The 23,784-nt window shown below is 41.8% G+C and carries 21 protein-coding genes; 8 read left to right on the top strand and 13 right to left on the bottom strand.

Annotated features, from left to right (window positions below; all coding sequences use genetic code 11):
* Positions 1–94: 94 nt before the first annotated feature.
* Positions 95–430 (bottom strand): universal stress protein UspB, encoded by a 336-nt coding sequence (uspB, locus tag CTN01_RS21600; RefSeq protein ID WP_005372140.1) that lies wholly within the window; start codon positions 428–430, stop codon positions 95–97.
* 71 nt (positions 431–501) lie between these two features.
* On the bottom strand, positions 502–1,026 hold the full coding sequence (ftnA, locus tag CTN01_RS21595) for a non-heme ferritin (protein ID WP_005372142.1): 525 nt from the start codon (positions 1,024–1,026) through the stop codon (positions 502–504).
* A gap of 252 nt (positions 1,027–1,278) precedes the next feature.
* On the opposite strand from ftnA, the gene CTN01_RS21590 reads away from it, so the two are divergent.
* Both CTN01_RS21590 and CTN01_RS21585 read left to right on the top strand, forming a co-directional pair.
* Entirely contained in the window at positions 1,279–1,701 is a 423-nt protein-coding gene (locus CTN01_RS21590; protein ID WP_045084678.1) for a universal stress protein, read from the top strand.
* 146 nt (positions 1,702–1,847) lie between these two features.
* Positions 1,848–2,720 carry a carboxylate/amino acid/amine transporter gene (locus CTN01_RS21585; protein WP_045150475.1) on the top strand — a complete coding sequence of 291 codons (873 nt, stop codon included), beginning with the start codon at positions 1,848–1,850 and terminating at the stop codon, positions 2,718–2,720.
* Positions 2,721–2,784: 64 nt separating this feature from the next.
* Here the strand turns inward: CTN01_RS21585 and fre are convergent, their stop codons facing one another.
* From fre to trxA, 6 genes are all read right to left on the bottom strand, one after another.
* Positions 2,785–3,495, bottom strand: coding sequence for an NAD(P)H-flavin reductase (gene fre / locus CTN01_RS21580; protein ID WP_045150474.1), 711 nt, complete (start codon positions 3,493–3,495; stop codon positions 2,785–2,787).
* 9 nt (positions 3,496–3,504) lie between these two features.
* Positions 3,505–3,771 (bottom strand): 2Fe-2S iron-sulfur cluster-binding protein, encoded by a 267-nt coding sequence (locus CTN01_RS21575; protein ID WP_039872837.1) that lies wholly within the window; start codon positions 3,769–3,771, stop codon positions 3,505–3,507.
* 77 nt (positions 3,772–3,848) lie between these two features.
* Positions 3,849–5,708, bottom strand: coding sequence for a 4-hydroxy-3-polyprenylbenzoate decarboxylase (gene ubiD / locus CTN01_RS21570; RefSeq protein WP_045150482.1), 1,860 nt, complete (start codon positions 5,706–5,708; stop codon positions 3,849–3,851).
* Between the two features lie 169 nt (positions 5,709–5,877).
* On the bottom strand, positions 5,878–6,894 hold the full coding sequence (locus tag CTN01_RS21565; protein ID WP_045150473.1) for a hypothetical protein: 1,017 nt from the start codon (positions 6,892–6,894) through the stop codon (positions 5,878–5,880).
* 127 nt (positions 6,895–7,021) lie between these two features.
* Entirely contained in the window at positions 7,022–8,287 is a 1,266-nt protein-coding gene (gene rho / locus CTN01_RS21560; protein WP_005372168.1) for a transcription termination factor Rho, read from the bottom strand.
* 197 nt (positions 8,288–8,484) lie between these two features.
* Positions 8,485–8,811: a thioredoxin TrxA gene (gene trxA / locus CTN01_RS21555; RefSeq protein WP_005372169.1), complete on the bottom strand. Its 327-nt coding sequence runs from the start codon at positions 8,809–8,811 to the stop codon at positions 8,485–8,487.
* Positions 8,812–8,923: 112 nt separating this feature from the next.
* Here trxA and rhlB point away from each other — a divergent pair, with 112 nt between their 5' ends.
* Positions 8,924–10,237: an ATP-dependent RNA helicase RhlB gene (gene rhlB, locus CTN01_RS21550; protein ID WP_045084673.1), complete on the top strand. Its 1,314-nt coding sequence runs from the start codon at positions 8,924–8,926 to the stop codon at positions 10,235–10,237.
* A 22-nt stretch (positions 10,238–10,259) separates the two neighbouring features.
* Positions 10,260–11,750, top strand: coding sequence for a guanosine-5'-triphosphate,3'-diphosphate diphosphatase (gene gppA / locus CTN01_RS21545; protein WP_045084672.1), 1,491 nt, complete (start codon positions 10,260–10,262; stop codon positions 11,748–11,750).
* A gap of 76 nt (positions 11,751–11,826) precedes the next feature.
* Here gppA and CTN01_RS23150 read toward each other — a convergent pair whose 3' ends face one another.
* On the bottom strand, positions 11,827–12,426 hold the full coding sequence (locus tag CTN01_RS23150) for a type II secretion system protein (RefSeq protein ID WP_045150472.1): 600 nt from the start codon (positions 12,424–12,426) through the stop codon (positions 11,827–11,829).
* A gap of 69 nt (positions 12,427–12,495) precedes the next feature.
* Positions 12,496–14,538: an oligopeptidase A gene (gene prlC / locus CTN01_RS21535; protein WP_005372173.1), complete on the bottom strand. Its 2,043-nt coding sequence runs from the start codon at positions 14,536–14,538 to the stop codon at positions 12,496–12,498.
* Positions 14,539–14,753: 215 nt separating this feature from the next.
* Here prlC and CTN01_RS21530 point away from each other — a divergent pair, with 215 nt between their 5' ends.
* Entirely contained in the window at positions 14,754–15,593 is an 840-nt protein-coding gene (locus CTN01_RS21530) for a 23S rRNA (adenine(2030)-N(6))-methyltransferase RlmJ (protein WP_045084669.1), read from the top strand.
* A gap of 205 nt (positions 15,594–15,798) precedes the next feature.
* On the top strand, positions 15,799–17,154 hold the full coding sequence (gene gorA / locus CTN01_RS21525; RefSeq protein WP_045150471.1) for a glutathione-disulfide reductase: 1,356 nt from the start codon (positions 15,799–15,801) through the stop codon (positions 17,152–17,154).
* Positions 17,155–17,704: 550 nt separating this feature from the next.
* Here gorA and CTN01_RS21520 read toward each other — a convergent pair.
* Positions 17,705–18,292: a hypothetical protein gene (locus CTN01_RS21520; RefSeq protein ID WP_045150470.1), complete on the bottom strand. Its 588-nt coding sequence runs from the start codon at positions 18,290–18,292 to the stop codon at positions 17,705–17,707.
* Between the two features lie 459 nt (positions 18,293–18,751).
* Between CTN01_RS21520 and CTN01_RS21515 the strand changes: the two genes are divergently transcribed.
* Both CTN01_RS21515 and CTN01_RS21510 read left to right on the top strand, forming a co-directional pair.
* Entirely contained in the window at positions 18,752–20,119 is a 1,368-nt protein-coding gene (locus CTN01_RS21515; protein WP_045150469.1) for a YjiH family protein, read from the top strand.
* Between the two features lie 256 nt (positions 20,120–20,375).
* Positions 20,376–21,794 carry a hypothetical protein gene (locus CTN01_RS21510; protein ID WP_045150467.1) on the top strand — a complete coding sequence of 473 codons (1,419 nt, stop codon included), beginning with the start codon at positions 20,376–20,378 and terminating at the stop codon, positions 21,792–21,794.
* Between the two features lie 59 nt (positions 21,795–21,853).
* Here the strand turns inward: CTN01_RS21510 and CTN01_RS21505 are convergent, their stop codons facing one another.
* Positions 21,854–22,792, bottom strand: coding sequence for an ABC transporter permease (locus CTN01_RS21505; protein WP_006647518.1), 939 nt, complete (start codon positions 22,790–22,792; stop codon positions 21,854–21,856).
* A gap of 3 nt (positions 22,793–22,795) precedes the next feature.
* On the bottom strand, positions 22,796–23,773 hold the full coding sequence (locus tag CTN01_RS21500; protein WP_045150466.1) for an ABC transporter permease: 978 nt from the start codon (positions 23,771–23,773) through the stop codon (positions 22,796–22,798).
* Between the last annotated feature and the right edge of the window lie 11 nt (positions 23,774–23,784).

The following is a 23,784-nucleotide window of genomic DNA, read 5'->3' as shown; positions in this document are numbered from 1 at the left end:
ATCCGTCATATTTTATATTGGGATCATACTAAACATCAGACACGCGCATAGCTAGCCACAAGATAAGGTTCTTCGTACTCTGTCGAAAGAAGTGTTAGTAACCAAGAAAGGCAACCGCAAAGATCGCGATAAAAAAGGTGATCATAAAGGTACTGGCGAGAACAAATAGCTTACGTACTTTAATACATTTCGCCATAAAGACCGGATCATGATGCTTTTTATATTGCTCACTGCGGATGTAATGAAATAAACGGATCTGTTTACTAACATTACCTTGAGAAGAGAAAAAACCGCGCCCATCCACTTGCTGATACAAAAGAGGGTCACATTCTCGCATTACCACCAGCAATGTTCTTAAGGTGCTGATATAACGGAACGTATTAACAACTGCCACTAAAAAAAGTGCGAAAAGAAATGCATCACTACTCATATATATATTCTCCCAAAAAATGCGGTTCCACACGCCGGGAGATAAGGGAGCAAATTCGCTCCCTATCAATATTAGGCTTGTGAATCCATAACAGATGTAGACTCTGCTTTTGCCATCGCGGCTAAATCTTTATCAATAAAGAATAGTGCCTTACCGTCTTCACCGACTAACTCAATTTTGTCTAAAATACCTTTAAACAATTTTTCTTCTTCATGTTGCTCTGATACATACCATTGCAAGAAGTTAAATGTTGAGTAATCTTGCGTAGTAAATGCTACATGAGCAAGCTCATTGATCTTCTTAGTAATTAATTGCTCGTGCTCGTAAGTTTCACGGAATACATCACCTAATGATGCATATTCGTGTTTTGGTGCTTCAATAGTACCAAGAATTGGCAATGCGCCCGTTTCGCTTACATAAGTAAACAAACGTTGCATATGTTCCATCTCTTCAACGGCGTGAGCACGTAAAAATTCAGCAGCACCTTCAAAACCTTTATCCTCACACCATGCACTCATCTGTAAGTATAGGTTTGAAGAGAAAAATTCTAAGTTGATTTGCTCGTTTAGGTTATCAACCATAGCCTTGGCTAGCATTGCACTACTCCTGTTTGTTTAAGTGTAATCAAGACATTGTCACTGTGCATTGTTTAGAATGCAACTAACGAAAAAAAATACTGAGATTATTCTCTTTATTCTCACAAAGTACGAAATTAATAGCAAAACCGCTTACTGTTTTTGAAAAATAATTAACCACTAACTTCGCAATAAGGTGCGACTAAATCGATATTTTTGCCCCATACTCAATGCTAGTATGAATTATACCTAATGAATATGGAGTGTCAGTTAATGGTTTATAAACATATCCTTGCAGCCATTGATTTATCAGACGATAGCGAAGTATTAGTCCATAAGGCAGCGCTATTAGCCAAAGCCCTCGATGCTAAGTTGTCTCTGATCCATATCGATGTTGATTACGCCGATTTATACACCGGACTCATTGATATTAATTTAGCTGAGATGCATGAGCGCGCTGAAAATGATGCGCAAGCACGACTTCATCAACTGGCACAAAAAGCACAATATCCTGTGTCACATACCCTTGTAGGTAGTGGTGATCTGAGTGAAGAAATTTGTCATGCGATAAAAAACATGGATATCGATTTGGTGATTTGTGGTCACCATCAAGATTTCTGGAGCAAAATCTTATCATCAACTCGCCAACTACTAAGCCGTACGCCTGTTGATTTATTAATGGTTCCACTGAAATAATCTTGCTATAACTCTCTTAATCCAGCAGCCAACACCGTTGGCTGCTGCTCATACCTGTTATTTTCTACTCTATATTTCATAGGCGACAAGATTAACTTTCGTTACACTGAATATCCTTAATTTTTCAAATGGATGTTGCTCGCGTAATGGGATATTTATCTGTTATCACCCTTTTATGGGCGTTTTCTTTCAGCTTAATTGGCGTCTACCTTGCAGGTCAGGTTGACCCTTGGTTTTCTGTATTAACTCGTGTCAGTTTAGCCGCACTAGTTTTTATCCCTTTTTTACGCTTTAAACACATCCGTCCCAAATTAGCGCTCAAATTAATGATGGTTGGCGCTTTCCAATTAGGGATCATGTACTGCTTCTACTACCAATCTTTTTTATATCTCAGTGTGCCTGAAGTATTACTGTTTACTATTTTCACCCCGATATATGTCACTTTGATTTACGATGCACTCCATAAACAGTTTTCTCCGTGGTATTTGCTCACCGCAGCCATTGCAGTATTAGGTGCTGCTGTGATCAAATTTGAAGGCATCAACCAAAACTTTATTATCGGCTTTTTCATCGTTCAAGGGGCAAACCTGTGTTTTGCTATCGGGCAAGTGGGCTATAAGCGAATTATCGAACAAGAAACCACAGAGCTGCCACAACATACGGTATTTGGCTGGTTTTACATTGGTGCTATCTGTATCGCGTTACCGATGTTCTTATTGTTTGGCAATAACGACAAGCTACCGACGACCGATACTCAATGGGGGATCTTGATTTATCTTGGTGTAGTTGCTTCAGGTTTGGGGTACTTCATCTGGAATAAAGGGGCGACGTTAGTCAATGCGGGCGCTCTTGCTATCATGAATAATGCACTGGTACCTGCGGGGTTGATTGTGAACATTGTGATTTGGAATCGTGATGTCGACTATCCACGTTTGGTTATAGGTGGCGTGATCATTATGTTTTCACTGTGGTTAAATGAAACCTGGGTGAAACGCAAAGTTCAGCAAAGCCAACGATAAGTCGCTTGTTATAAAAACAACAAAGCCAGCGTTTAACGCTGGCTTTGGTTTAAACATTTAATAGTTAAATAAACGCAAATGCGTCAGCAAACATATGTTCTCTTTGCGCATTTTTATCACTACAGAAACGCTCACGGGCTGCACCTGCCATTTCAAAACGACCACATACATAGATGTCGTACGCTGATAGGCAAACAAAATCCTCTGCAACAGCATCCAATACATTACCGACTTTGCCTGACCAGTTTTCAGGGGTATTTTCAACCACTGGCACATAAGTAATGTTGCCATGTTTTTCAGCTAACGCCTGCATTTCATCGTTAGCATACAGTTGGTCAATACTGCGTCCTCCCCAGTACACAAAAATAGGCTGGGTCAAACCACGGCTAATGCAATTATCTAGCATGCTACGGATATAAGAAAAGCCCGTACCACCAGCAACCATCAATAGTGGACGCTCACTTTCGTGACGTAGCCATGCATTACCATGTGCAGCATCAATTACCACAGGCTCATTGCAGTCTAATGCTGCTTTCATCGCTTCAACAACTTCTAGTGCGTAAGCATTTTGCTCTGCCGCGCCAATATGCAGCTCTAATTCGCCTTCTCGGCAAGGGCTGCTCGCAATTGAAAAAGGACGTTTATCTTTCTCACCCATTACAGCAAGCAGATATTGTCCGGCTTTGAAATCAATCACCTGCTCAGGCTTTAACAAAATGCGATACGTGTTCGCAGCTAAGGGTTGTACTGACTTTACTTCGCACTGGATAGACATGGTTTTCCTCTAGTCTAACGTTAACACCAAGTCGCTTTCTGCCATCGCTTGGCAGGTAAAAATCCATCCTTCAGCTTGTTCGTTTTCTGTGAGCATAGGCTCTAACTGATAACTCACTTCGCCGGATGTTTTACGGCACATGCACATAGCACATGCTCCTACCTGACAACGATTGGGGAAAGCGATGCCTGCGTCGAGCGCTGCTTGTAATACCGTTTGCTGCGCTGACGCAGTAAAGGTGATGTTATGTGGCAACAGGCGTACTTGGTACATAATAGTTTCTCTTGCTGATCAAGCTCTAACGATCAGCGATAAATAATAATAACTCTATCGCTCAGTATAGCGATAAACAGTTATATCTCGATCCCAAGTTGATCCCAGATAGCATCTATTTTCGCGACAACTTGCAGATTCTTAACTATTGGGTTGCCCCATTCACGTGCCACTGCATCAGGCCATTTATTAGTAGCATCTAATCCAAGCTTACTACTTTGGTCTAATGTTGACGCTAGCTGTAACGTATCACGGCTAGGATCCATACGTGTAGTGATCGCCCAAATAACATCGTTCCAATCACGCACGTTGACGTCTTGATCACACAAGATAACAAATTTTGCATCACTAAACTGCATAATGAAGTCCAAAATACCTTGCATTACACGCTGTGCTTGATCCGCTTCTGTATTGGTAATACTTACAATCGCCATCTTCTGCTTACTTGCTGTCGGTAAGTAAATATCAATGATCTCAGGGTAAGCGTCACGTAAAGCAGCAATACCTGCTTCAACATCAAATTGATTATCATATTCGGCTTCAATCGATAGCGTACTAGCAAGTTCAGCATCCCACTTCACCGTTGCGTCTAAGCCCATTTTAGAGCCAAGACCAACCACTGGTGAGGCAAAATCTAAGGAATCGATCGGCGTGTTATCAATGAACAAGGTATCACGTACAGGTTCCATATGGGTTGTCATGGCTTCTACCACGCTATCCCAATTACGTGCATCGACACTCTCGTCACACACAATGACATATTTGGTATACATGAACTGACGCAGGAAAGACCACACCCCCATCATCACTCGTTTGGCGTGACCTGGATATTGCTTCTTCATCGTCACTACTGCCATACGGTATGAGCACCCTTCTGGCGGTAGATAAAAATCGGTTATTTCAGGAAATTGCTTTTGCAAAATAGGCACAAAGACTTCATTGAGTGCCACACCCAATACCGCAGGCTCATCTGGCGGACGACCAGTGTAAGTGCTGTGGTAGATAGGATCGTTACGCATTGTGATATGCGTGATAGTAAAGACGTGATGACGCTCTTTCTCGTTATAGTAACCGGTATGATCGCCATAAGGGCCTTCATCGGCAAACTCTTCGGGATCAATATAACCTTCCATCACAATTTCTGCGCTCGCAGGCACATCTAAATCATTGGTCAGGCTCTTGACTACTTCGGTCCGACGACCACGAAGTAAGCCAGCAAAGGCATATTCCGATAAAGTATCAGGAATAGGCGTTACCGCACCGAGAACAGTAGCAGGATCGGCACCAAAAGCGACGGTGATTGGGAATTTTTCACCGGGGTGGGTTTCCATCCATTCTCGTAAATCAAGCGCGCCACCACGGTGAGCAAGCCAACGCATGATGATTTTATTTTTAGCAATTTTTTGCTGACGATAAATGCCTAAGTTTTGGCGCTTTTTATGTGGCCCTTTGGTGATCGTTAATCCCCATGTAAGCAATGGTGCAACATCATCAGGCCAACAGCTCATCACAGGGATTTTATCTAAATCAACGTCATCACCTTGCCACACAATCTCTTGGCACGGTGCATTGCGCAGACGCTTCACTGGCATATTAAGCACTTGCTTAAACGCCGGTAATTTATCTAACGCTTCACGAAAACCACGTGGCGGCTCAGGCTCTTTCAAATATGCCAACAGCTTACCGACTTCACGCAATTCTTTAACTTCAGATCGCCCCATCCCCATTGCCACTCGTTGTGGGGTACCAAATAAATTAGCCAGTACCGGCATATCGTAGCCAATAGGATTTTCAAATAATAATGCGGGACCACCAGCACGTAAGGTGCGGTCGCTAATTTCCGTTATTTCCTGATCTGGATCGACTGCCTGCTTAATTCGCTTCAACTGCCCGTTCTGTTCTAAATAGGCGATGAAGTCTCGCAGATCCTTGAATTTCATATCTGATACCACGATTGAGCTACGCCTTTAATATCAAAGATAGAGACGTAGGGATGAGAATGATTTTCGCTAGTATAACCAGTTGTGCGCACTAAAACACCCATCAACAGGCGCTAATTTCATCACAAAAAAGAGAAAAAAAACGCCATAATCCTTATAAAAACAAAGACTATTTACGAGTTATTGGAGGTATTTGACCTGTCGGTAATATTTCTTTGATGTGCGCGACTAAATCAGGATCAGTACTGATTACTAATAATTGTTGTAACCAATGATCATGACCTTGTTTCATCAAATAGGGAGTGATGAGTGATCGTTCAATCTGATCGCCTAACTGTATCTGCAAAAACGATTTCGCCATTTCGGGTAATGGATTAAAGGACGTCAATGCGTGATAAGCTGGCTCTTTGAGTGAAGGATTTGAAGTGGCTGCAATTAACTGGCTAACAACAAAATCAGAAGTTGATGAAGTAGATAAGCGTTGTAGTTCCGCCAAGCTGTATTGATCGGTACGGCGACGCCACAGTAAATCATATAATTTACTATCATCAGAATAAGCAGCAAGGACGGCAAGAATACTGTTATCAGGTAACCACATTAACTGTGGATCCGAATGAAACTGCTCGACTAAAACAGCAATGGCAGAATCAGATAATTGCGGGATCGCACGCACAATCACTTGGCTGCGCTTTTGTTGTTGCTCTAAGTCCCCTGTAAGCCATTCTGATAAGGCCAATTTCCCTTGTTCTAATTGCACCGTTGCACGTTGACTGATCAACTCTTTTTTCCACTGACGCAATAAGCCATTCGCTTGATTGCTGTAGAAAAAAGCCATTCGTTGCACCGTATAGCCATCACCTTGTTCTGTAATAGTAAACGGCGATTGTCGCTCGGCTTGAATGGTTAACCATGCAATACGCGCAGCATTAAGCTGTTTTACTTCACTGGCATATTGAATTAATTGGCTACGGGCAACCTCTTGTGTCAAAGCGGGAAGTTGATCGAGTAAAATTTCCAAAGACTGAAAATCACTGTGATCATAATAAGGTTTGAGGGTTTCAATATGCGCGACAAATTGAGGCATTGTTTGAACATGCTGAATTTTCGCTTCAGTCACTTCTAATGCAGAAACAGGCTGTAATACACTCGCGATCAGTAAGCTTAACGCACACCATCGTAGTAACATAACACCTCCTTGTTAAGTCAAATACGCATAATCCGTGCCTATACAATCTCAGTATGCGGTAATTTCTGTCAATAAAAAACGCCGCCCATGGGCGACGTTTTTAATAAATGTGACTCAGTGCAGCGAATTATGATTTCTGACGACGCATCGCATCAAAGAATTCATCATTAGTCTTCGTCATTGATAGCTTATCAATTAAGAATTCCATGCTGTCAGTTTCGCTCATTGGGTGAACGATCTTACGTAGAATCCACATTTTCTGTAGCTCGTCCGCTTTCGCTAGTAGTTCTTCACGACGCGTACCAGAGCGATTGATATCGATAGCAGGGAATACACGTTTCTCAGCGATCTTACGAGAAAGGTGAAGTTCCATGTTACCCGTACCTTTAAATTCTTCATAGATAACTTCATCCATTTTCGAACCAGTATCAACTAGTGCTGTTGCGATGATAGTTAAGCTACCGCCTTCTTCTACGTTACGTGCAGCACCAAAGAAGCGCTTAGGACGGTGAAGGGCGTTGGCATCTACACCACCTGTTAATACCTTACCAGAAGAAGGAATAACGGTGTTGTATGCACGTGCTAGACGTGTAATTGAGTCAAGTAAGATAACAACATCTTTCTTGTGCTCTACTAAACGTTTTGCTTTTTCAATTACCATTTCAGCCACTTGTACGTGACGTGATGCTGGCTCATCAAACGTTGATGCAATCACTTCGCCTTTTACAAGACGTTGCATCTCGGTCACTTCTTCTGGACGCTCATCAATAAGCAATACCATTAACTCACACTCAGGGTGGTTATGGGCAATACTTTGGGCAATGTTTTGAAGCAGCATTGTTTTACCCGCTTTTGGCGGAGCAACAATCAGACCACGCTGGCCTTTACCAATTGGTGATGCTAAATCAAGAACACGTGCAGTGATATCTTCTGTAGAACCGTTACCACGTTCCATACGCATACGTGAGTTTGCATGCAGTGGGGTAAGGTTTTCAAATAGGATCTTATTGCGGGCGTTGTCTGGCTTGTCGTAGTTTACTTCGTTAACTTTCAGTAGTGCAAAGTAACGCTCACCGTCTTTTGGTGGACGAATCTTTCCGGCAATAGTATCGCCAGTACGTAAGTTAAAACGACGGATTTGACTTGGTGATACATAAATATCATCAGGGCCGGCAAGGTAAGAACTATCAGCGCTACGAAGGAAGCCGAAGCCATCTTGTAATATTTCTAGAACACCATCGCCAAAAATATCCTCACCACTCTTCGCATGCTGCTTAAGAATGGAGAAGATGATGTCTTGCTTTCTCAAGCGGGCAAGGTTTTCTAATCCTAAACTTTCGCCAAGTGATACCAACTTAGAAATCGGTTGGCTCTTTAATTCTGTAAGGTTCATAGTGGTGGGTTTCTTGTCTGTCAAAATCGGGGTTCTATATTAGTTGAGATAAAGATGACCAATAGGGCCTGGTCAAGAAATGAACGAAAATGTAATTTCTGTGCGCTACGGTAACACTAAACGTTCTATCCGTCTAGCATAGACGTTAGACAAACCATGTACAACTTAGAAATTGTCCATGGTTTGTAAAATTGCACTTATAGGTTCGCGTCTAAGAACTCTTTAAGCTGTGTTTTCGACAGTGCGCCAACCTTTGTTGCCGCTACACCACCGTCTTTAAACAGCAGTAAAGTCGGAATACCACGAATACCAAACTTCGGCGGCGTCTCCGCATTCTGATCAATATTTAATTTACCAATCGTTAGCTTGCCTTCGTATTCATCAGCGATTTCGTCAAGAATAGGGGCAATCATTTTACATGGACCACACCATTCAGCCCAAAAATCGACTAATACCGGGCCAGCAGCATTGATTACATCAGTGTCAAAACTCGCATCTGTAAGCTGCACAATCTTGTCGCTCATCTTCCACTCCAACAGTTGATTTTGTTAGCTGATTTTATTTTACCAGCAAATCGATGCCCTATTTGAATGGAATACGTTTCGTATTGCAACCCTAAGCTGATATTCTATAGCAATGAAGACGACTCACATCACAGAGCGGAAATTTGCCGAGCTAGGGTTAAACCCTCTAGTTTTAAAAGGATTGGATGATAAAGGGTTCCATAATTGTACCCCGATCCAAGCCTTGGCATTGCCAGTTATGCTCACTGGCCATGATATCGCGGGACAGGCTCAAACAGGTACGGGTAAAACCATTGCCTTCCTAACCGCTACTTTTAACCATCTATTGGAGACAGCTGCGCCTGCGCAACGTAAAACCAATCAACCGCGTGCCATCATCATGGCGCCTACGCGTGAATTGGCGATCCAAATTTATAATGATGCATCATCACTGATTGCAAGTACGGGCTTGAAAGCTGGCCTAGCTTACGGTGGCGAACCTTACGAGAAGCAAAAAGCAGTTCTTGATGAGGGTGTAGACATTTTAATCGGTACGTGTGGCCGTATTATTGATTTCTACAAGCAACGTGTTATTGATTTAGCGAGCATTCAAGTGGTAGTACTTGATGAAGCCGATCGTATGTTCGATCTAGGTTTTATTAAAGACATTCGCTTCTTGTTCCGCCGAATGCCAGCACCGAGCGAGCGTTTAAGCCTGCTATTCTCAGCCACATTGTCCTACCGTGTGAAAGAATTAGCATTTGAACATATGAATAGCCCTGAAAGCGTTGTCGTTGAGCCGGAACAAAAAACAGGTCACCGCATTCAAGAAGAATTGTTCTACCCATCTAACCAAGAAAAAATGCGTTTACTACAAACGTTGATTGAGGAAGAGTGGCCAGAGCGCGCAATTATTTTTGCTAATACCAAACACCGCTGTGAAGATGTTTGGGGTCACTTAGCCGCTGATGGACACCGTGTTGGCTTGCTAACTGGCGATGTACCACAGAAAAAACGCGAGCGTATTTTGGATCAATTCACCAAAGGTGATGTTGATATCTTAGTCGCAACCGATGTCGCTGCACGTGGTTTACATATCCCAGCAGTAACACACGTATTTAACTACGATCTACCTGATGATGCAGAAGATTATGTACACCGTATTGGTCGTACAGGTCGTGCAGGCCTAAGTGGTCACTCAATCAGTTTTGCTTGTGAAGAGTACGCTATTAACCTAACCGCAATTGAAACTTACATTGAACATGGTATTCCACAGTCAAAGTATGATTCAGAAGCATTGTTAGACGATCTTCCAGCACCGATCCGCCTACAACGAAATCCTCGTCAAGGTGGTCGCCGTAACACTCAACGTCAAGGCCAAGGTCAAGGGCAACAACGTTCGCGCAATAATCGCCGTCGTCCGCCTCAAAACAACAAGCCTGCGTAATAACGATAAGTAATGTATGTCTATGGAAAGAAATTCAGTATCACCGCTTTATGCCGCCATTGATCTCGGCTCAAACAGTTTCCACATGTGGATTGTGCGTGAAGTAAATGGCAGTGTTCAGACACTCGCGAAAATCAAACGTAAAGTACGTTTAGCCGCTGGTCTTAACAACCAAAATGTACTCAGTGAAGAAGCGATGCAGCGTGGCCTTGATTGTTTGGCTCTCTTTGCCGAACGTTTACAAGATATCAAAGCCGACCATATTCGTATCGTTGGCACTGCCGCCTTACGTACAGCGGTGAACGCAGAAGAATTTCTTTCCAAGGCGAAGGCTATTCTTGGTTATCCGGTCAATATTATTCCGGGTGAAGAAGAAGCTCGCATTATCTATCAAGGGGTGGCACACACCTCTGGTGGTAGTGATAAACGTTTAGTGGTTGATATCGGCGGTGCCAGCACTGAAGTTATTATTGGCAAAGGGTTTGATAGCAGCGCTTTAACTAGCTTAAAAATTGGTTGTGTGACATGGCTTGAGCGTTACTTTAAAGATCGCTACCTCACATCAGCTAACTTCGAAGCTGCGATTAATGGTGCTAAAGAAGTCATTGAACCGATCATTGAACGCTATACCGAACTCGGTTGGGAATCTTGTGTTGGTGCCAGTGGTACCGTACAAGCACTACAAGAAATAATGCTAGCGCAAGGAATGGACGAAATCATTACCTTGCAAAAACTTAAGCGTTTACAACGCCAAGCTATGCAATACGAGCGTCTAGAAGATCTTGATATTGAGGGTCTTACTTTAGAACGTGCTTTGGTATTCCCAAGTGGACTATCAATTTTAATCGCGCTATTTGAGTCATTAAAAATTGAATCTATGACGCTAGCCGGTGGCGCACTACGTGAAGGCATGGTTTATGAAATGATGGAACAAATGCGCCATCATGATGTATGTACTCGTACCATAAACAGTGTCCAGCAACGCTTTCAAATTGATACCGAACATGCCGATATTGTCAACGATATGGCAATGTCGATGTTAAGCCAATGCCCTAATTGGCAACTAGAGCCTCAAGCACAAAACTTATTGGAAGCGGCGGTAAAACTGCATGAGATTGGGACAAGCATTGAATTTAAGAAAGGTGCAGATCATGCAGCTTATCTAATCAAGCACCTAGATCTTCCTGGTTTTACCCGTGCTCAACGTCATTTACTGGCCGAAATACTGCGTCGTTACACAGGTCCCCTCACCAGTTTACCTGAGCAACATGCACTATCAGCTCAAAGCGCTGCGCGATTACTGCGTCTATTACGTATTGCTGTGATTATGTGTCACCGTCGCGATACGCGTTGTTTACCACCATTTAGCCTGCAAGTTGATAATGATAAGTTAACGTTACTGCTGCCAGCAAAATGGCTGATCAACAACCCGCTGACACGTAGCGAACTACACCAAGAAGCAACACGTCAAACAGATATGGGGTGGCCAATGGCCGTGACATCGCAAGACTAAACATTCTATTCGATCAAAAAAGGCTCCTTTTTAGGAGCCTTTTCTTTATCTCAATTAACGTTCGAAAATATCACTGTTAACAACCATCTTCTTGAGTAGACATTTTCTTCGATAGTACTTGCTGAGTAGCTTGATCCATTTTAGCGGAATAATACGCCAAGCACTTATCTTGCATGTTCTTACCTTGCGGTATAATTGCAAGTGACCAACCATCCTGCTCAGGAAAAACCTTACCAGGGCGAATTTGATCAATCACACAAAACTCAGCATCAGTGCAAAGTGTCGTCTCAACCTCATCTTTACTAAAGCCACTTGCGTTACCTAAGTACTTAAAATCCTGCGTCATAATCATCATCAAACCATCATGATCACTACCTGCAGTCCACTTAGCACGAGGGGCACCAAAGTAGGTAAAGATTTTATTACCATCAACATCAACTTCTACACCGTATTGGTGCTCTTTACCTTGCATAATGGCTTTATATTCCACCAAATCAATCACTGTATGCAAACTACCAGCAATGCCTTTTAACGACGCTTTGGTTGCATCTGATGAAATAGATAAAAATCGCGGGGCTACAGTTACCGCAAGAATACCTAAAATGACAATCACGATAACCAACTCGATGAGACTAAATCCTTTTGACTGACGAGCTATCGCCCCGTATCTATCCATGAATACTGATCTCTACGCTAATTGCATGCAGCAAGTGACCATCCTCAGTCACTCACTGCACCTGTTACATTAACCTGTAATACCGCGATGACGTAGCATTGCATCTAACTCAGGCTCTCGACCGCGGAAGCGTTTGAATAGCGCCATAGGCTCTTCACTGCCCCCTTGCTCGAGGATACAAGTTAAGAAGTCTTGGCCTGTTAGAGGATTGAAAATTCCTTCTTCTTCAAAGCGTGAGAACGCATCAGAAGACAATAATTCCGCCCACAAGTAACTGTAGTAACCTGCACTGTAGCCACCTGCAAAAATATGACTAAAACTATGAGGAAAACGTCCCCACTCAGGGCTTGGTACTACTGAAACACGTGATTTCACTTTAAACAGTGTATCTAGCACCTGTGCGCCCACTTCTGGATCATATTCGGTGTATAGCGTGAAATCGAATAAACCAAACTCAAGCTGACGCAAAATGAACATCGCTGATTGGAAGTTCTTTGCTGCGAGCATTTTATCGAGCATGGCTTTTGGTAGTGGTTCACCAGTCTCATAGTGACCAGAGATAAACGCTAGCGCTTCTTCTTCCCAGCACCAGTTTTCTAAAAACTGACTTGGTAACTCAACCGCATCCCATGGCACACCATTAATACCTGAAACAGCGGCCACATCGACCTGCGTTAGCATGTGATGAATACCGTGACCGGTTTCATGGAACAAGGTTACAACTTCATTATGGGTAAACAATGCCGGCTTATCGCCAATCGGACGGTTAAAGTTACAGGTTAAGTAAGCTACTGGGGTTTGTAGTGTGCCATCAATACGGGTGCGACGAACCATACATTCGTCCATCCATGCGCCACCACGTTTATGCTCACGTGCGTAAAGATCAAGATAGAAGCTACCGCGAAGTTTGCCTTTATTATCAAAGATGTCATAAAACGTCACTGATTCATGCCAAACTTCTACACCTTCACGTTGTTTTATCTCTAAACCAAACACACGCTTTAATACTTCAAAGAGACCTGCAACCACTTTCTTTTCAGGGAAATATGGACGTAACTCTTCATCTGAAATGCTGTAACGATGTTGTTTTAGTTTCTCTGAATAGTAAGCAAAATCCCATGGCTGTAGATCGTCAATACCAAATTCATTCTTAGCATATTCACGTAGTTCAGCCACCTCACGCTCACCTTGTGGCTTCGCACGATCAGCAAGATCATTTAAGAAACCTAACACTTGCTCGGTAGATTCCGCCATTTTGGTCGCCAGTGATTTTTCACTGTAGCAGTTAAAACCTAACATACGAGCCAGTTCGTGGCTCAATTTAAGTTTTTCTGCAATTACTTCAGTATTATCAAATTCACCTGCATTTGGGCCACGGTCTGAGGCACGGGTACCGAACGCTTCATACATTTCAGCACGGAGTTCACGGTTATCACAGTATGTCATTACCGGTAAGTACGACGGCATTTCAAGGGTGAATAAATACCCTTCTTTCTCTTTCGCTTCTGCGTTGGCTTTTGCCGCAAGCAAAACCGATTCAGGCAAACCGCTTAATTGCTCAACATCAGTAATGACCTTGCTCCACGCCATGGTGGCATCAAGCACATTATTGCTGAACTTAGAAGATAACTCAGATAAACGCTTGCTGATCTCACCGTAACGCGCTTGCTCTTGAGCTGGCAAACCAATACCTGATAATTCAAACGCTTTAAGCGCATCAGTGATGGCTTTTTGTTTGGCTTGGCTTAAATTAGCAAAATCGTCGTTAGCTCGGATCATCTTATAAGCGTCATAAAGCCCTTTATGTTGTCCAAGCCATGTCGAATAATCTGACAATAAAGGTAAACAACTTTCATATGCTTCACGTAATTCAGCGCTGTTTTTCACGCCGTTAAGATGCCCAACCGGTGACCAAATTCGTCCAAGACGATCATCCAACTCAGCCAATGGACGACAAATAGTGTCCCACGATGGCATTTGTAATTGAGATAGCACTGATTCAACGTTATTTCGACAATCAGTAATCGCCTGTTCAACCGCAGGTTTAATATGCTCAGGTTTAATATGAGCAAACGGTGGCAAATCGGTCATCGTCAATAATGGGTTAGACATACGCTTTTCCTTTATTTTTTTATCTTATTATTAACATGCGCCCACGATAGGTAAATTTCAATCGTTTGCTTGGTTTAGAGTATAAAAAGGCAGAATTCACGTATTTACTCACGATTGTTCACTCTAAAGATGGCGCTATGGTTGGATAATAAGTGAGAATTAACGATAATACTGTTTAACCCCTCTCCTTTTATATACCGATAGAGATTGATTTCATGCTGAGTTATCGTCACAGCTTCCATGCAGGCAACCATGCCGACGTGGTTAAACACATTGTTCAAAGCTTAATTTTGGATGCACTCAAGCAGAAAGATAAACCTTTCATCTATCACGATACCCACTCTGGTGTTGGTCGTTACGATCTGCAAGATGAGCGCAGTGAAAAAACCGGTGAATTTAAACAAGGTATTGCACGTATTTGGTCACGTGATGATATCCCTGAAGCGATCCAGAGTTATATTGAAGCGATTAAAGATCTGAATCACGGCGAAGAGCTACGTTATTACCCGGGTTCCCCAAAAGTGGCACGCGCACAAATTCGCGAGCAAGATCGTATGGTACTCACCGAGCTTCATCCAAGTGACTTTCCATTACTGCTGCAAGAATTTCGTGGCGATCGCCAAGTAAAAATGTATAAAGAAGATGCCTTTGCTCGCTTAAAAGCGACCCTGCCGCCAAAAGAGCGTCGCGGTGTCGTATTGATCGATCCCCCTTACGAACTAAAACATGAATACCAAGATGTAGTAAAAGCGATCAAGCAGAGCCATCAGCGTTGGGCTACGGGTACCTATGCTATTTGGTATCCTGTGGTTTATCGTGAAACTATCGACAACATGCTTCAGGGCTTAAAAGATTTAAATATCCCTAAAATCTTACAAATTGAACTGGGTGTAGAGCCTGATAGTGAAGAGCGCGGTATGACAGCATCAGGCATGATTGTGATCAACCCACCTTGGAAACTAGAAAGTCAAATGCGTGATATTCTGCCTTGGTTACAGCAAGCCATTGCGCCTAATCATGGTCACCACACCGTTGAATGGGTTGTGCCTGAATAAGCCATTAGCAATATTTCCTCCCTTTAAAATACAGGCAGTGTATGCTGCCTGTACCAGATAATTCGTGCCACAATCTCAATTTTCGATGATTAAATAGTAAATCAATCGTATTTTCCGATTTTAAATCCTCGTCAGGCACCCCAATCTTTATTACACTAGCTCAATAGCTCGTCACGAATATAACGAATATTAATGGAGTAAAGTCATGGCAAAGCATTTTGATTACATCTGTATCGGCGGTGGTAGCGGCGGTATTGCATCAGCAAACCGTGCTGCAATGTATGGTGCAAAAGTTGCGATTATCGAAGCAAAAGCACTCGGTGGTACTTGTGTAAACGTAGGTTGTGTACCTAAAAAAGTGATGTGGCACGGTGCTCAAATCGCTGAAGCTATGCACCTTTACGCTAAAGACTACGGTTTTGACGTTGATGTAAAAGGTTTTGACTGGAGCAAACTGGTTGAAAGCCGCGAAGCTTACATTAGCCGCATTCATACATCTTACGATAACGTATTGGGTAACAATAAAGTTGAAGTGATTAATGGCTTTGCCAAGTTCGTTGATGCAAAAACAATTGAAGTGAATGGCGAGCATTACACCGCCGATAATATTTTAATTGCTGTTGGTGGTGAGCCAACAATTCCTGCGATCCCAGGCGCTGAGCACGGTATCGACTCCAATGGTTTCTTTGAGTTAAACGAACAACCTAAGCGTACTGCAATCATTGGTGCCGGTTACATCGCCGTTGAAATTGCAGGTGTACTAAGCGCACTAGGCACTGACACTCACCTATTCGTACGTAAAGAATCACCACTACGTAGCTTCGATCCTTTGATTGTTGAAACGTTAGTTGAAGTAATGGCAACTGAAGGCCCAACACTACATACGCATTCAGTGCCTAAAGAAGTGGTTAAAGAAGCTGATGGCTCTATCACTCTGCACTTTGAAAACGGTGAATCACACAATACTGATGTACTGATTTGGGCTATTGGTCGTCACCCAACTACAGATAAAATTAATCTTGAAGCAACTGGTGTTGCAACCAACGACCGTGGTTACATCAAAGTCGATGAATACCAAGAAACGAATGTTAAAGGTATTTACTGTGTCGGTGACATCATGGAAGGCGGTATTGAGTTAACCCCTATTGCGGTTAAAGCTGGTCGTCAACTTTCTGAGCGTTTGTTTAACAATAAACCTGATGCGAAGATGGATTACTCACTCGTACCAACAGTTGTGTTTAGTCACCCACCAATCGGTACGATTGGCCTGACAGAGCCTGAAGCTATTGCGCAATACGGTGAAGAAAACGTAAAAGTATACAAGTCTGGCTTTACCTCTATGTACACCGCTGTAACGAGCCATCGTCAACCTTGTAAAATGAAACTTGTATGTGCTGGCGATGATGAAAAAGTGGTTGGTCTACACGGTATTGGTTTCACTGTTGACGAAATGATCCAAGGCTTTGGTGTTGCAATTAAGATGGGCGCAACAAAAGCTGACTTTGATAGCGTTGTGGCAATCCACCCAACGGGCAGCGAAGAATTCGTTACCATGAGATAATATAAAGAGGCGATGTATGCAAAATATATCGCCTTTTTTTATTCTTTTTATCGTATCACCACTGGTCTCAACATCAGTATTGAAAGCCTTTTAATGCTTAATTAATCCTGACACTTTCAAATTAGAAAAACTAATACCAAAATGCTAGTTTTTTTCATTTTTCAATAATCCGAAAATATCTATAATGCGCGCATCGAAACATGACCGAATGCCTGTTGTTACATTGTTTAGGCGAAGGTTGTACATAAAATCTAGCTTAATCTTTTATAGGTAATTCCATGACTCGTATCGTTAATAAAATTGTTGCTCTATACACTCCAGCGTTTTCTTCTCTATACAAAAACGGCAACAATAAGTAAGCATTAAATACCTTACTGAAAAAGAATTTAAAAAGGGCTTTGAACGGCATGTTCAAAGCCCTTTTGCTATATGTCCTCTACCACTCAAAATTAATCTTTGCCATGACGTTTTTAATCACGACAGCGTAAGTGTTATTAAGACGAAAAAAAACACCGCGCAAAGGCGGTGTTTTTTTAAATCTATTCACTTATTAGTGATGGTGGTGATGATCATGACCACAGCTACAACTTGGTGCAATCACACTTTGAATTTGTGTAAGTGTGATCTGTTTTAGTAGCTCTTCTGTGCTGATGGTGTTTAGCAAGTGCATGTTTTCTGCATTCACAGCCATCACATCTTCAATTTCACGCTGCTTGTTAACCACATCAATTAATTTATGGCTAACTTCTGTTGGCAATGAAAATTCACGGATCACTTTCATTTCATTACTTTGCGTATCAACAGCCATCATGTTTAATGTTAATGAAACTGTATCTTCAGCTGGTTGTGCAAAAAACTCATTAGGGATCACCGCAGCATTAAACTGAATATCAAATGCAAGATCACCGAGTTTTAGTACTACTAAACAACCGCCATTTTCAGTACTTAATACACCAAACTCGGCACCTGACTCAGCAAGTAGTTGTTGTTCGTCTTCAGTAATATTCTCTAAACCAATAAAAACAACATTCGTCATATCATTGCGGAACATTTCCAGAACAGCACCATCTCCCGCTGCAAATGGATGATTTTCAATAATTTGACCAACGTGAAAATGATTATGATGTTGTTCTGTCATAGCAAACCTCAATAAATTGGTAACGTTATAATTAAGCTAAAGCAATAAATACAACATATTGTTTAATGTCATCATTATAACCATTACAAAGAAAAACATAATCCCCACAAAAGCAAAAACACTATTACAGATAAGTAATAATATTACGCAAATGAGAAGAGTATCTAGAACCACCAGAATAATGAGTCAAATACCAATCACATCATAATAGTCATAAGACACTAATTTTTATTAATTTGTTAAATCATAACGTTTACTAAACACATAAACATTAGAATAAAATCAAAAAATATTTACATAATTAACCATTTTTTACCAGTCAACTATTCCATGCTTTATTAAAAAAATGTAATCTCTCCCTCCCTAAATATGAAAAACCAGTGAATAGTTATTCTCACTGGACCTATAGGGGGTATTCCTATTTATTCGGCAGTTTCTATCAGTAGGTTGTAAATCAAGATGCATGACCAAGCAGTAGCACCACCTAAAAACACCTTGAACACCTGGCTAATGTTCGTTATCCCATCGTTAATTGGCGTCTTTCTTTTTATGGCACCGATTAATTTTAATGGTGATATTACAATCCCTATCGCAATCTTAGCGAAAACCATTCAAGGTCAGTTTGAAAATTCACTGACTTCTATTGTGACAGCAGTGATTAGCTTTACTGCCATTATGTCAATCATCACTAAATTGTTTAAACCGGGTTTTATTACCCGTAATAGCTTTTTAAACGGGTTAATGAACCCATCGCCAATGTGGTTTATCGTGCAACAGCTCGGCGCTATTTTTGCTGTGATGGCATACTTTAACATCGGCCCTGAAATGTTTCGCACTGACGCAACGGGTGGTCTGGTATTAAACGATCTTCTGCCTGTTCTGTTCTCAGTCTTTATTTTTGCTGGTTTACTTCTGCCGCTTCTACTCAACTTTGGTCTACTCGAATTTTTTGGCACTTTATTTACCCGCATTATGCGTCCGATTTTTGGTTTACCTGGCCGTTCATCTGTTAACTGCATTGCATCTTGGTTAGGTGATGGTTCGGTCGGCGTCTTATTGACCAGTAAACAATACGAATCGGGGATGTATACCCAACGAGAAGCAGCCATTATTGGTACAACCTTTTCAGCGGTATCTATTACCTTTAGCTTGGTAGTAATTGCACAAGTGAACCTAGAAAGCATGTTCGTGCCGTTCTACTTAACAGTATGTTTAGCTGGTTTAGTCGCAGCTATCATTGTGCCTCGCCTGCCGCCACTATCACGTAAGAAGAACATCTACATTGATGGCACAAAAGAGAGTCAACATGATGAAAACGTACCGCAAGGTCACAACGTTTTCTCTTACGGTTTACACCAAGCACTAAAGAAAGCAGCTGAAGTTAAAAGTATTCCTGCGATTGCGTTAGATGGCGTAAAAAACGCAGTAGATATGGTGTTTGGCGTACTGCCTGTCGTGATGGCAATTGGTACTATCGCGCTGGTGATCGCAGAAAATACACCGCTATTTGATTACTTAGGTATGCCATTTATTCCGTTCTTAGAATTGCTGCATATTCCAGAAGCGGAAGCGGCATCTAAAACAATTGTGGTAGGTTTTGCTGATATGTTCTTACCATCTATTTTGGCATCAACCATTCAAAGCGACATGACACGCTTCATCATCGCTGCAATGTCAGTGACACAACTTATCTACATGTCCGAAATTGGTGCACTATTAATCGGTAGTAAAGTGCCTGTAAAAGCGTGGGAACTGTTTGTGATTTTCATTCTGCGTACACTGGTGACTTTACCTGTAATTGCAGGTATGGCGCACCTACTGTTCTAAGCTAAAGTATAAAGAAAAAAAGGCGACCAGTTGGTCGCCTTTTTTATTATCAAAATATTGATACCGCTAAGGCATTAGAATTAACACAACCAGCAATTTCGTTAATTCCATCGCACTTTATAAAAACAAGCATTTTTTTGCCATTGATTTTATTTTCCTCAATTGCAAACATATCAACAAGCCAAATTTAACTAACTGTTTTTATGGTTATTTGCGGCTAATTAACTATGCATATTGTTTAAAGGGAATCGATATAATGCAATTCAAACTATCTATTGTTGCAGCATCACTTCTTGCGACGCTTACTCTTACTGGCTGTAACGATGATTCATCTTCAACATCAACAACACCTGATGTTGAAAATCCATCGCCTGAGACAGGGACTCCTGACACTGATAAACCTGATACCGAACAACCAACGCCAGATACTAGCACTATCACCATTCAAGCTATTGATGGTTACCTAGCCAACGCAGATATCTGTATTGACCGTAACGACAATAATGTATGTGACACTAATGAACAGTTAGACGTTAAGACAGACAAAAACGGTAAAGCTGAAATTAGCAAAGAAGATTCTAAATTCAATATCATAGTATCAGCAAAAGCGTCGGTGACTAGTGACTCAGATAAGAGTGGTAAGTTAGGCAATGACTTCCAATACATCGTTTCTGCAAGTGATAATATTGAGAATAACACTATTTCAGTGACGCCTTTTACTACAATGGCACACACAAAAGACATCACATTAGAAGCACTTGCAGATGAGCTAAACCTGCCACTTAACACTATTGCTGGTGATTATGTTGCACAAAAAGAAAGTGATGATAATGCACAGAAAGTGCATGCGATTGCGCGTTCAATTACAACCACACTACCAAAGACCATTGCAGCTATCGATGCTGACAAACTCGTTAAAACAACCACTGACATCAGCAAAATATTAGATGAAAAGATTAACAACAAAGAAGATCTGAACACCATCAACATTGAGTTTGATGAAAAAGGCCAAGCGGTAAGTAAAGCAATTTACACCACAGCAAGCTACTTTGCTGTTAACGAAGAAATGTGGGCATTAAACTTAAATAAAGCATATGCTACTCTAGAAGGCATTGATTACGTAAAAGTTATCTCTGCTAACACGCTAGAAATGACACGCTACAATACAGGTAAAACATCGACAGGTGAATTTACTATCAACGGTGACGTTTTCCTTTCTGATGGTGAAGCAGATACGTTCATCTACATGACTCAAGACGTATCACTAGCAGTGCCACAAAATGATGGCGATCTAATCGTGTGGAGTAAAAAAGATCTACGTAATAAAGAAGCGGTTTACGCTGAGACATTCGCTAATAAGACTTTCTTCTTTATTGCCGATGACTCTACAACCTATAACCCTGCTCCAATGTTAGCAACAATGCGCTTTACAACTGATAAAGTGACGATTGAAGAAAACGGTGAGTCAATGGAGCTTAGTTGGGCGATTCAAAATGATAACCTATTTATCGATTTCCCTGACGGCGATAACGATATGAACTTCAAGATCATTGCTAAAGATCGTAATTTACTGATCACAGAAGACAGCACAGTTAAAAACATGTTTGGTATGTTTGCTTCTAATGAAGCATTCGCAAGAGATCTACTGACAAAGTGGAAAGCATCAAGCAAGTAATACAAAAGCAAAAAAAGGCGACCAATGGGTCGCCTTTTTACTACCTAAACGTCAGTTCATTAACCTTTATAAATCTTCGGGTTAAATACGTCTCGTAACCAATCACCTAACAAGTTGATTACCAGTACTAATACCACTAGCAAAATGCCTGGGAAGACGGTGATCCACCACGCGCCAGAGAAGATATATTTAAAGCCGATACTGATCAGTGAACCCAATGATGGCTGATCTACCGGTAAACCTAAGCCTAAGAATGACAAGGCCGCTTCTGACATAATGGCATTCGCCACCTGTACCGTTGAGATCACTAATATCGGTGATAAACAGTTTGGCAGAATATGACGGAACATAATACGTGGCGCTCTAAAGCCCATGACTTTTGCCGCTTCAACATACTCTTTCTTCTTCTCGGCTAATACCGAAGCTCGCACCGTACGTGCATACTGAGGCCATTCAGCAATACCAATGATCATCACCAGCATGATCACCGCATATTGAGCATAGGTTTCAGCACCTAATGCGGTACGGAAAATCGCAGAAACGATGATCGCCACCATCATGGTCGAGAATGACAACTGCACGTCCGCAATACGCATCAAGAAACTATCAACACGACCACCATAATAACCCGCAGTTAAGCCAATCACGATCCCCAGTGTCATTTGCAGTGCAACAGCAAGTAAACCAATCGTTAGTGATAAACGCGCACCATAAAGCATGGTCGATAAAATATCACGGCCTTGATCGTCGGTACCAAGTAAGAAGTTCTCATCACCGTCTTCCATCCATGATGGCGGTAACTCTGAATCCATAATATCTATCGATGCTAAATCATACGGATTACTCGGCGCTATAAACGGTGCAAACAGTGCCGTGGTGGCAAACGTTAGAAAGACAGCGAAGCACACCATCGCCACTTTATCTTTCTTAAAATAATACAAAATATCGGAGTTTTTAAAACGCTCCCAACGGCTTGGTGCAGCTAGTGTATTACTCATGACTTACTCTCCCTTGCCAGTCAGGTTTACAGTCGGGTTAACCAATCCATAGAGCAAATCGACGATGGTATTAGTTACAACAAAGATCAAGCCAACAAAAATCACGTAAGCTGTGATAAGTGGGGTATCAACACGGTTAATGGCATCTAAAAACAGCAATCCTGTGCCTGGCCATTGGAATACACTTTCAGTCAAAATGGTGTAAGCAATCATGGTACCGATCTGCACCCCACCAACCGTTAATACCGGCAGCATGGTATTTTTTAAAGCGTGTTGGTAGTAGACCTTTTTCATCGGCAGCCCTTTCGCTTTCGCAAACTTAATGTATTCAGAGCTCAACACTTCTAACATTTCAGAGCGTACTAAGCGAATAAACAATGGCAACATAATCGACGCTAAGGCAACACATGGCAGCACAAGGTGCTTTAAGCCATCAAGGGTAAAGAAGCCCGATTCCCAGCCTAAATAGTTGGCGGTTTCACCTCGACCAAACGAAGGTAACCAACCTAGCTCAATAGAAAAAACGTACATCAACATAATGGCAGTTAAGAAAACGGGAATTGATATACCAATACTACTGAACCCCATAATGGCTTTAGTTAAGAAACTATTGGGATGAATCGCGGAGTACACGCCAAGCGGAATAGAGACCAAGACAATAATAATAGTGGCACCAAAAACTAATTCTAAGGTGGCGACTAACTTGTCTAAAATCACTTCTGTGGCAGGCTTTTTAAAGGTATAAGACGTGCCAAGATCGCCTTGCACCGCATTCGCTAAAAATCGGCTGTATTTAGTGATAAACGGATCGTTAAGTCCTAAATCATCACGTAATTGTTGTCGTTCAGCTTCTGATACAGATTGCCCCACCAACTCTCGTAATGGGTCGCCAAGATTATCTTGGATGGCAAAGGCCACCAAACTGATCACAAACATCACTATCAGTGCCTGATACAGGCGCTTGACCAGAAACGTAAACATTCCCTGCCCCT

This window comes from Photobacterium angustum, from assembly GCF_003026365.1.
Lineage (GTDB): Bacteria > Pseudomonadota > Gammaproteobacteria > Enterobacterales > Vibrionaceae > Photobacterium > Photobacterium angustum.
Note: the sequence above shows the minus strand (reverse complement) of the source record. Positions and strands in the feature narration are given on the sequence as shown.

What these genes read in the sequence shown, in the direction of transcription:
- uspB (WP_005372140.1), bottom strand. Translation starts at nt 430, where the DNA reads ATGAGTAGTGATGCATTTCTTTTCGCACTTTTTTTAGTGGCAGTTGTT.
- ftnA (WP_005372142.1), bottom strand. Translation starts at nt 1,026, where the DNA reads ATGCTAGCCAAGGCTATGGTTGATAACCTAAACGAGCAAATCAACTTA.
- CTN01_RS21590 (WP_045084678.1), top strand. Translation starts at nt 1,279, where the DNA reads ATGGTTTATAAACATATCCTTGCAGCCATTGATTTATCAGACGATAGC.
- CTN01_RS21585 (WP_045150475.1), top strand. Translation starts at nt 1,848, where the DNA reads ATGGGATATTTATCTGTTATCACCCTTTTATGGGCGTTTTCTTTCAGC.
- fre (WP_045150474.1), bottom strand. Translation starts at nt 3,495, where the DNA reads ATGTCTATCCAGTGCGAAGTAAAGTCAGTACAACCCTTAGCTGCGAAC.
- ubiD (WP_045150482.1), bottom strand. Translation starts at nt 5,708, where the DNA reads ATGAAATTCAAGGATCTGCGAGACTTCATCGCCTATTTAGAACAGAAC.
- CTN01_RS21565 (WP_045150473.1), bottom strand. Translation starts at nt 6,894, where the DNA reads ATGTTACTACGATGGTGTGCGTTAAGCTTACTGATCGCGAGTGTATTA.
- rho (WP_005372168.1), bottom strand. Translation starts at nt 8,287, where the DNA reads ATGAACCTTACAGAATTAAAGAGCCAACCGATTTCTAAGTTGGTATCA.
- trxA (WP_005372169.1), bottom strand. Translation starts at nt 8,811, where the DNA reads ATGAGCGACAAGATTGTGCAGCTTACAGATGCGAGTTTTGACACTGAT.
- rhlB (WP_045084673.1), top strand. Translation starts at nt 8,924, where the DNA reads ATGAAGACGACTCACATCACAGAGCGGAAATTTGCCGAGCTAGGGTTA.
- gppA (WP_045084672.1), top strand. Translation starts at nt 10,260, where the DNA reads ATGGAAAGAAATTCAGTATCACCGCTTTATGCCGCCATTGATCTCGGC.
- CTN01_RS23150 (WP_045150472.1), bottom strand. Translation starts at nt 12,426, where the DNA reads ATGGATAGATACGGGGCGATAGCTCGTCAGTCAAAAGGATTTAGTCTC.
- prlC (WP_005372173.1), bottom strand. Translation starts at nt 14,538, where the DNA reads ATGTCTAACCCATTATTGACGATGACCGATTTGCCACCGTTTGCTCAT.
- CTN01_RS21530 (WP_045084669.1), top strand. Translation starts at nt 14,754, where the DNA reads ATGCTGAGTTATCGTCACAGCTTCCATGCAGGCAACCATGCCGACGTG.
- gorA (WP_045150471.1), top strand. Translation starts at nt 15,799, where the DNA reads ATGGCAAAGCATTTTGATTACATCTGTATCGGCGGTGGTAGCGGCGGT.
- CTN01_RS21520 (WP_045150470.1), bottom strand. Translation starts at nt 18,292, where the DNA reads ATGACAGAACAACATCATAATCATTTTCACGTTGGTCAAATTATTGAA.
- CTN01_RS21515 (WP_045150469.1), top strand. Translation starts at nt 18,752, where the DNA reads ATGCATGACCAAGCAGTAGCACCACCTAAAAACACCTTGAACACCTGG.
- CTN01_RS21510 (WP_045150467.1), top strand. Translation starts at nt 20,376, where the DNA reads ATGCAATTCAAACTATCTATTGTTGCAGCATCACTTCTTGCGACGCTT.
- CTN01_RS21505 (WP_006647518.1), bottom strand. Translation starts at nt 22,792, where the DNA reads ATGAGTAATACACTAGCTGCACCAAGCCGTTGGGAGCGTTTTAAAAAC.
- CTN01_RS21500 (WP_045150466.1), bottom strand. Translation starts at nt 23,773, where the DNA reads ATGTTTACGTTTCTGGTCAAGCGCCTGTATCAGGCACTGATAGTGATG.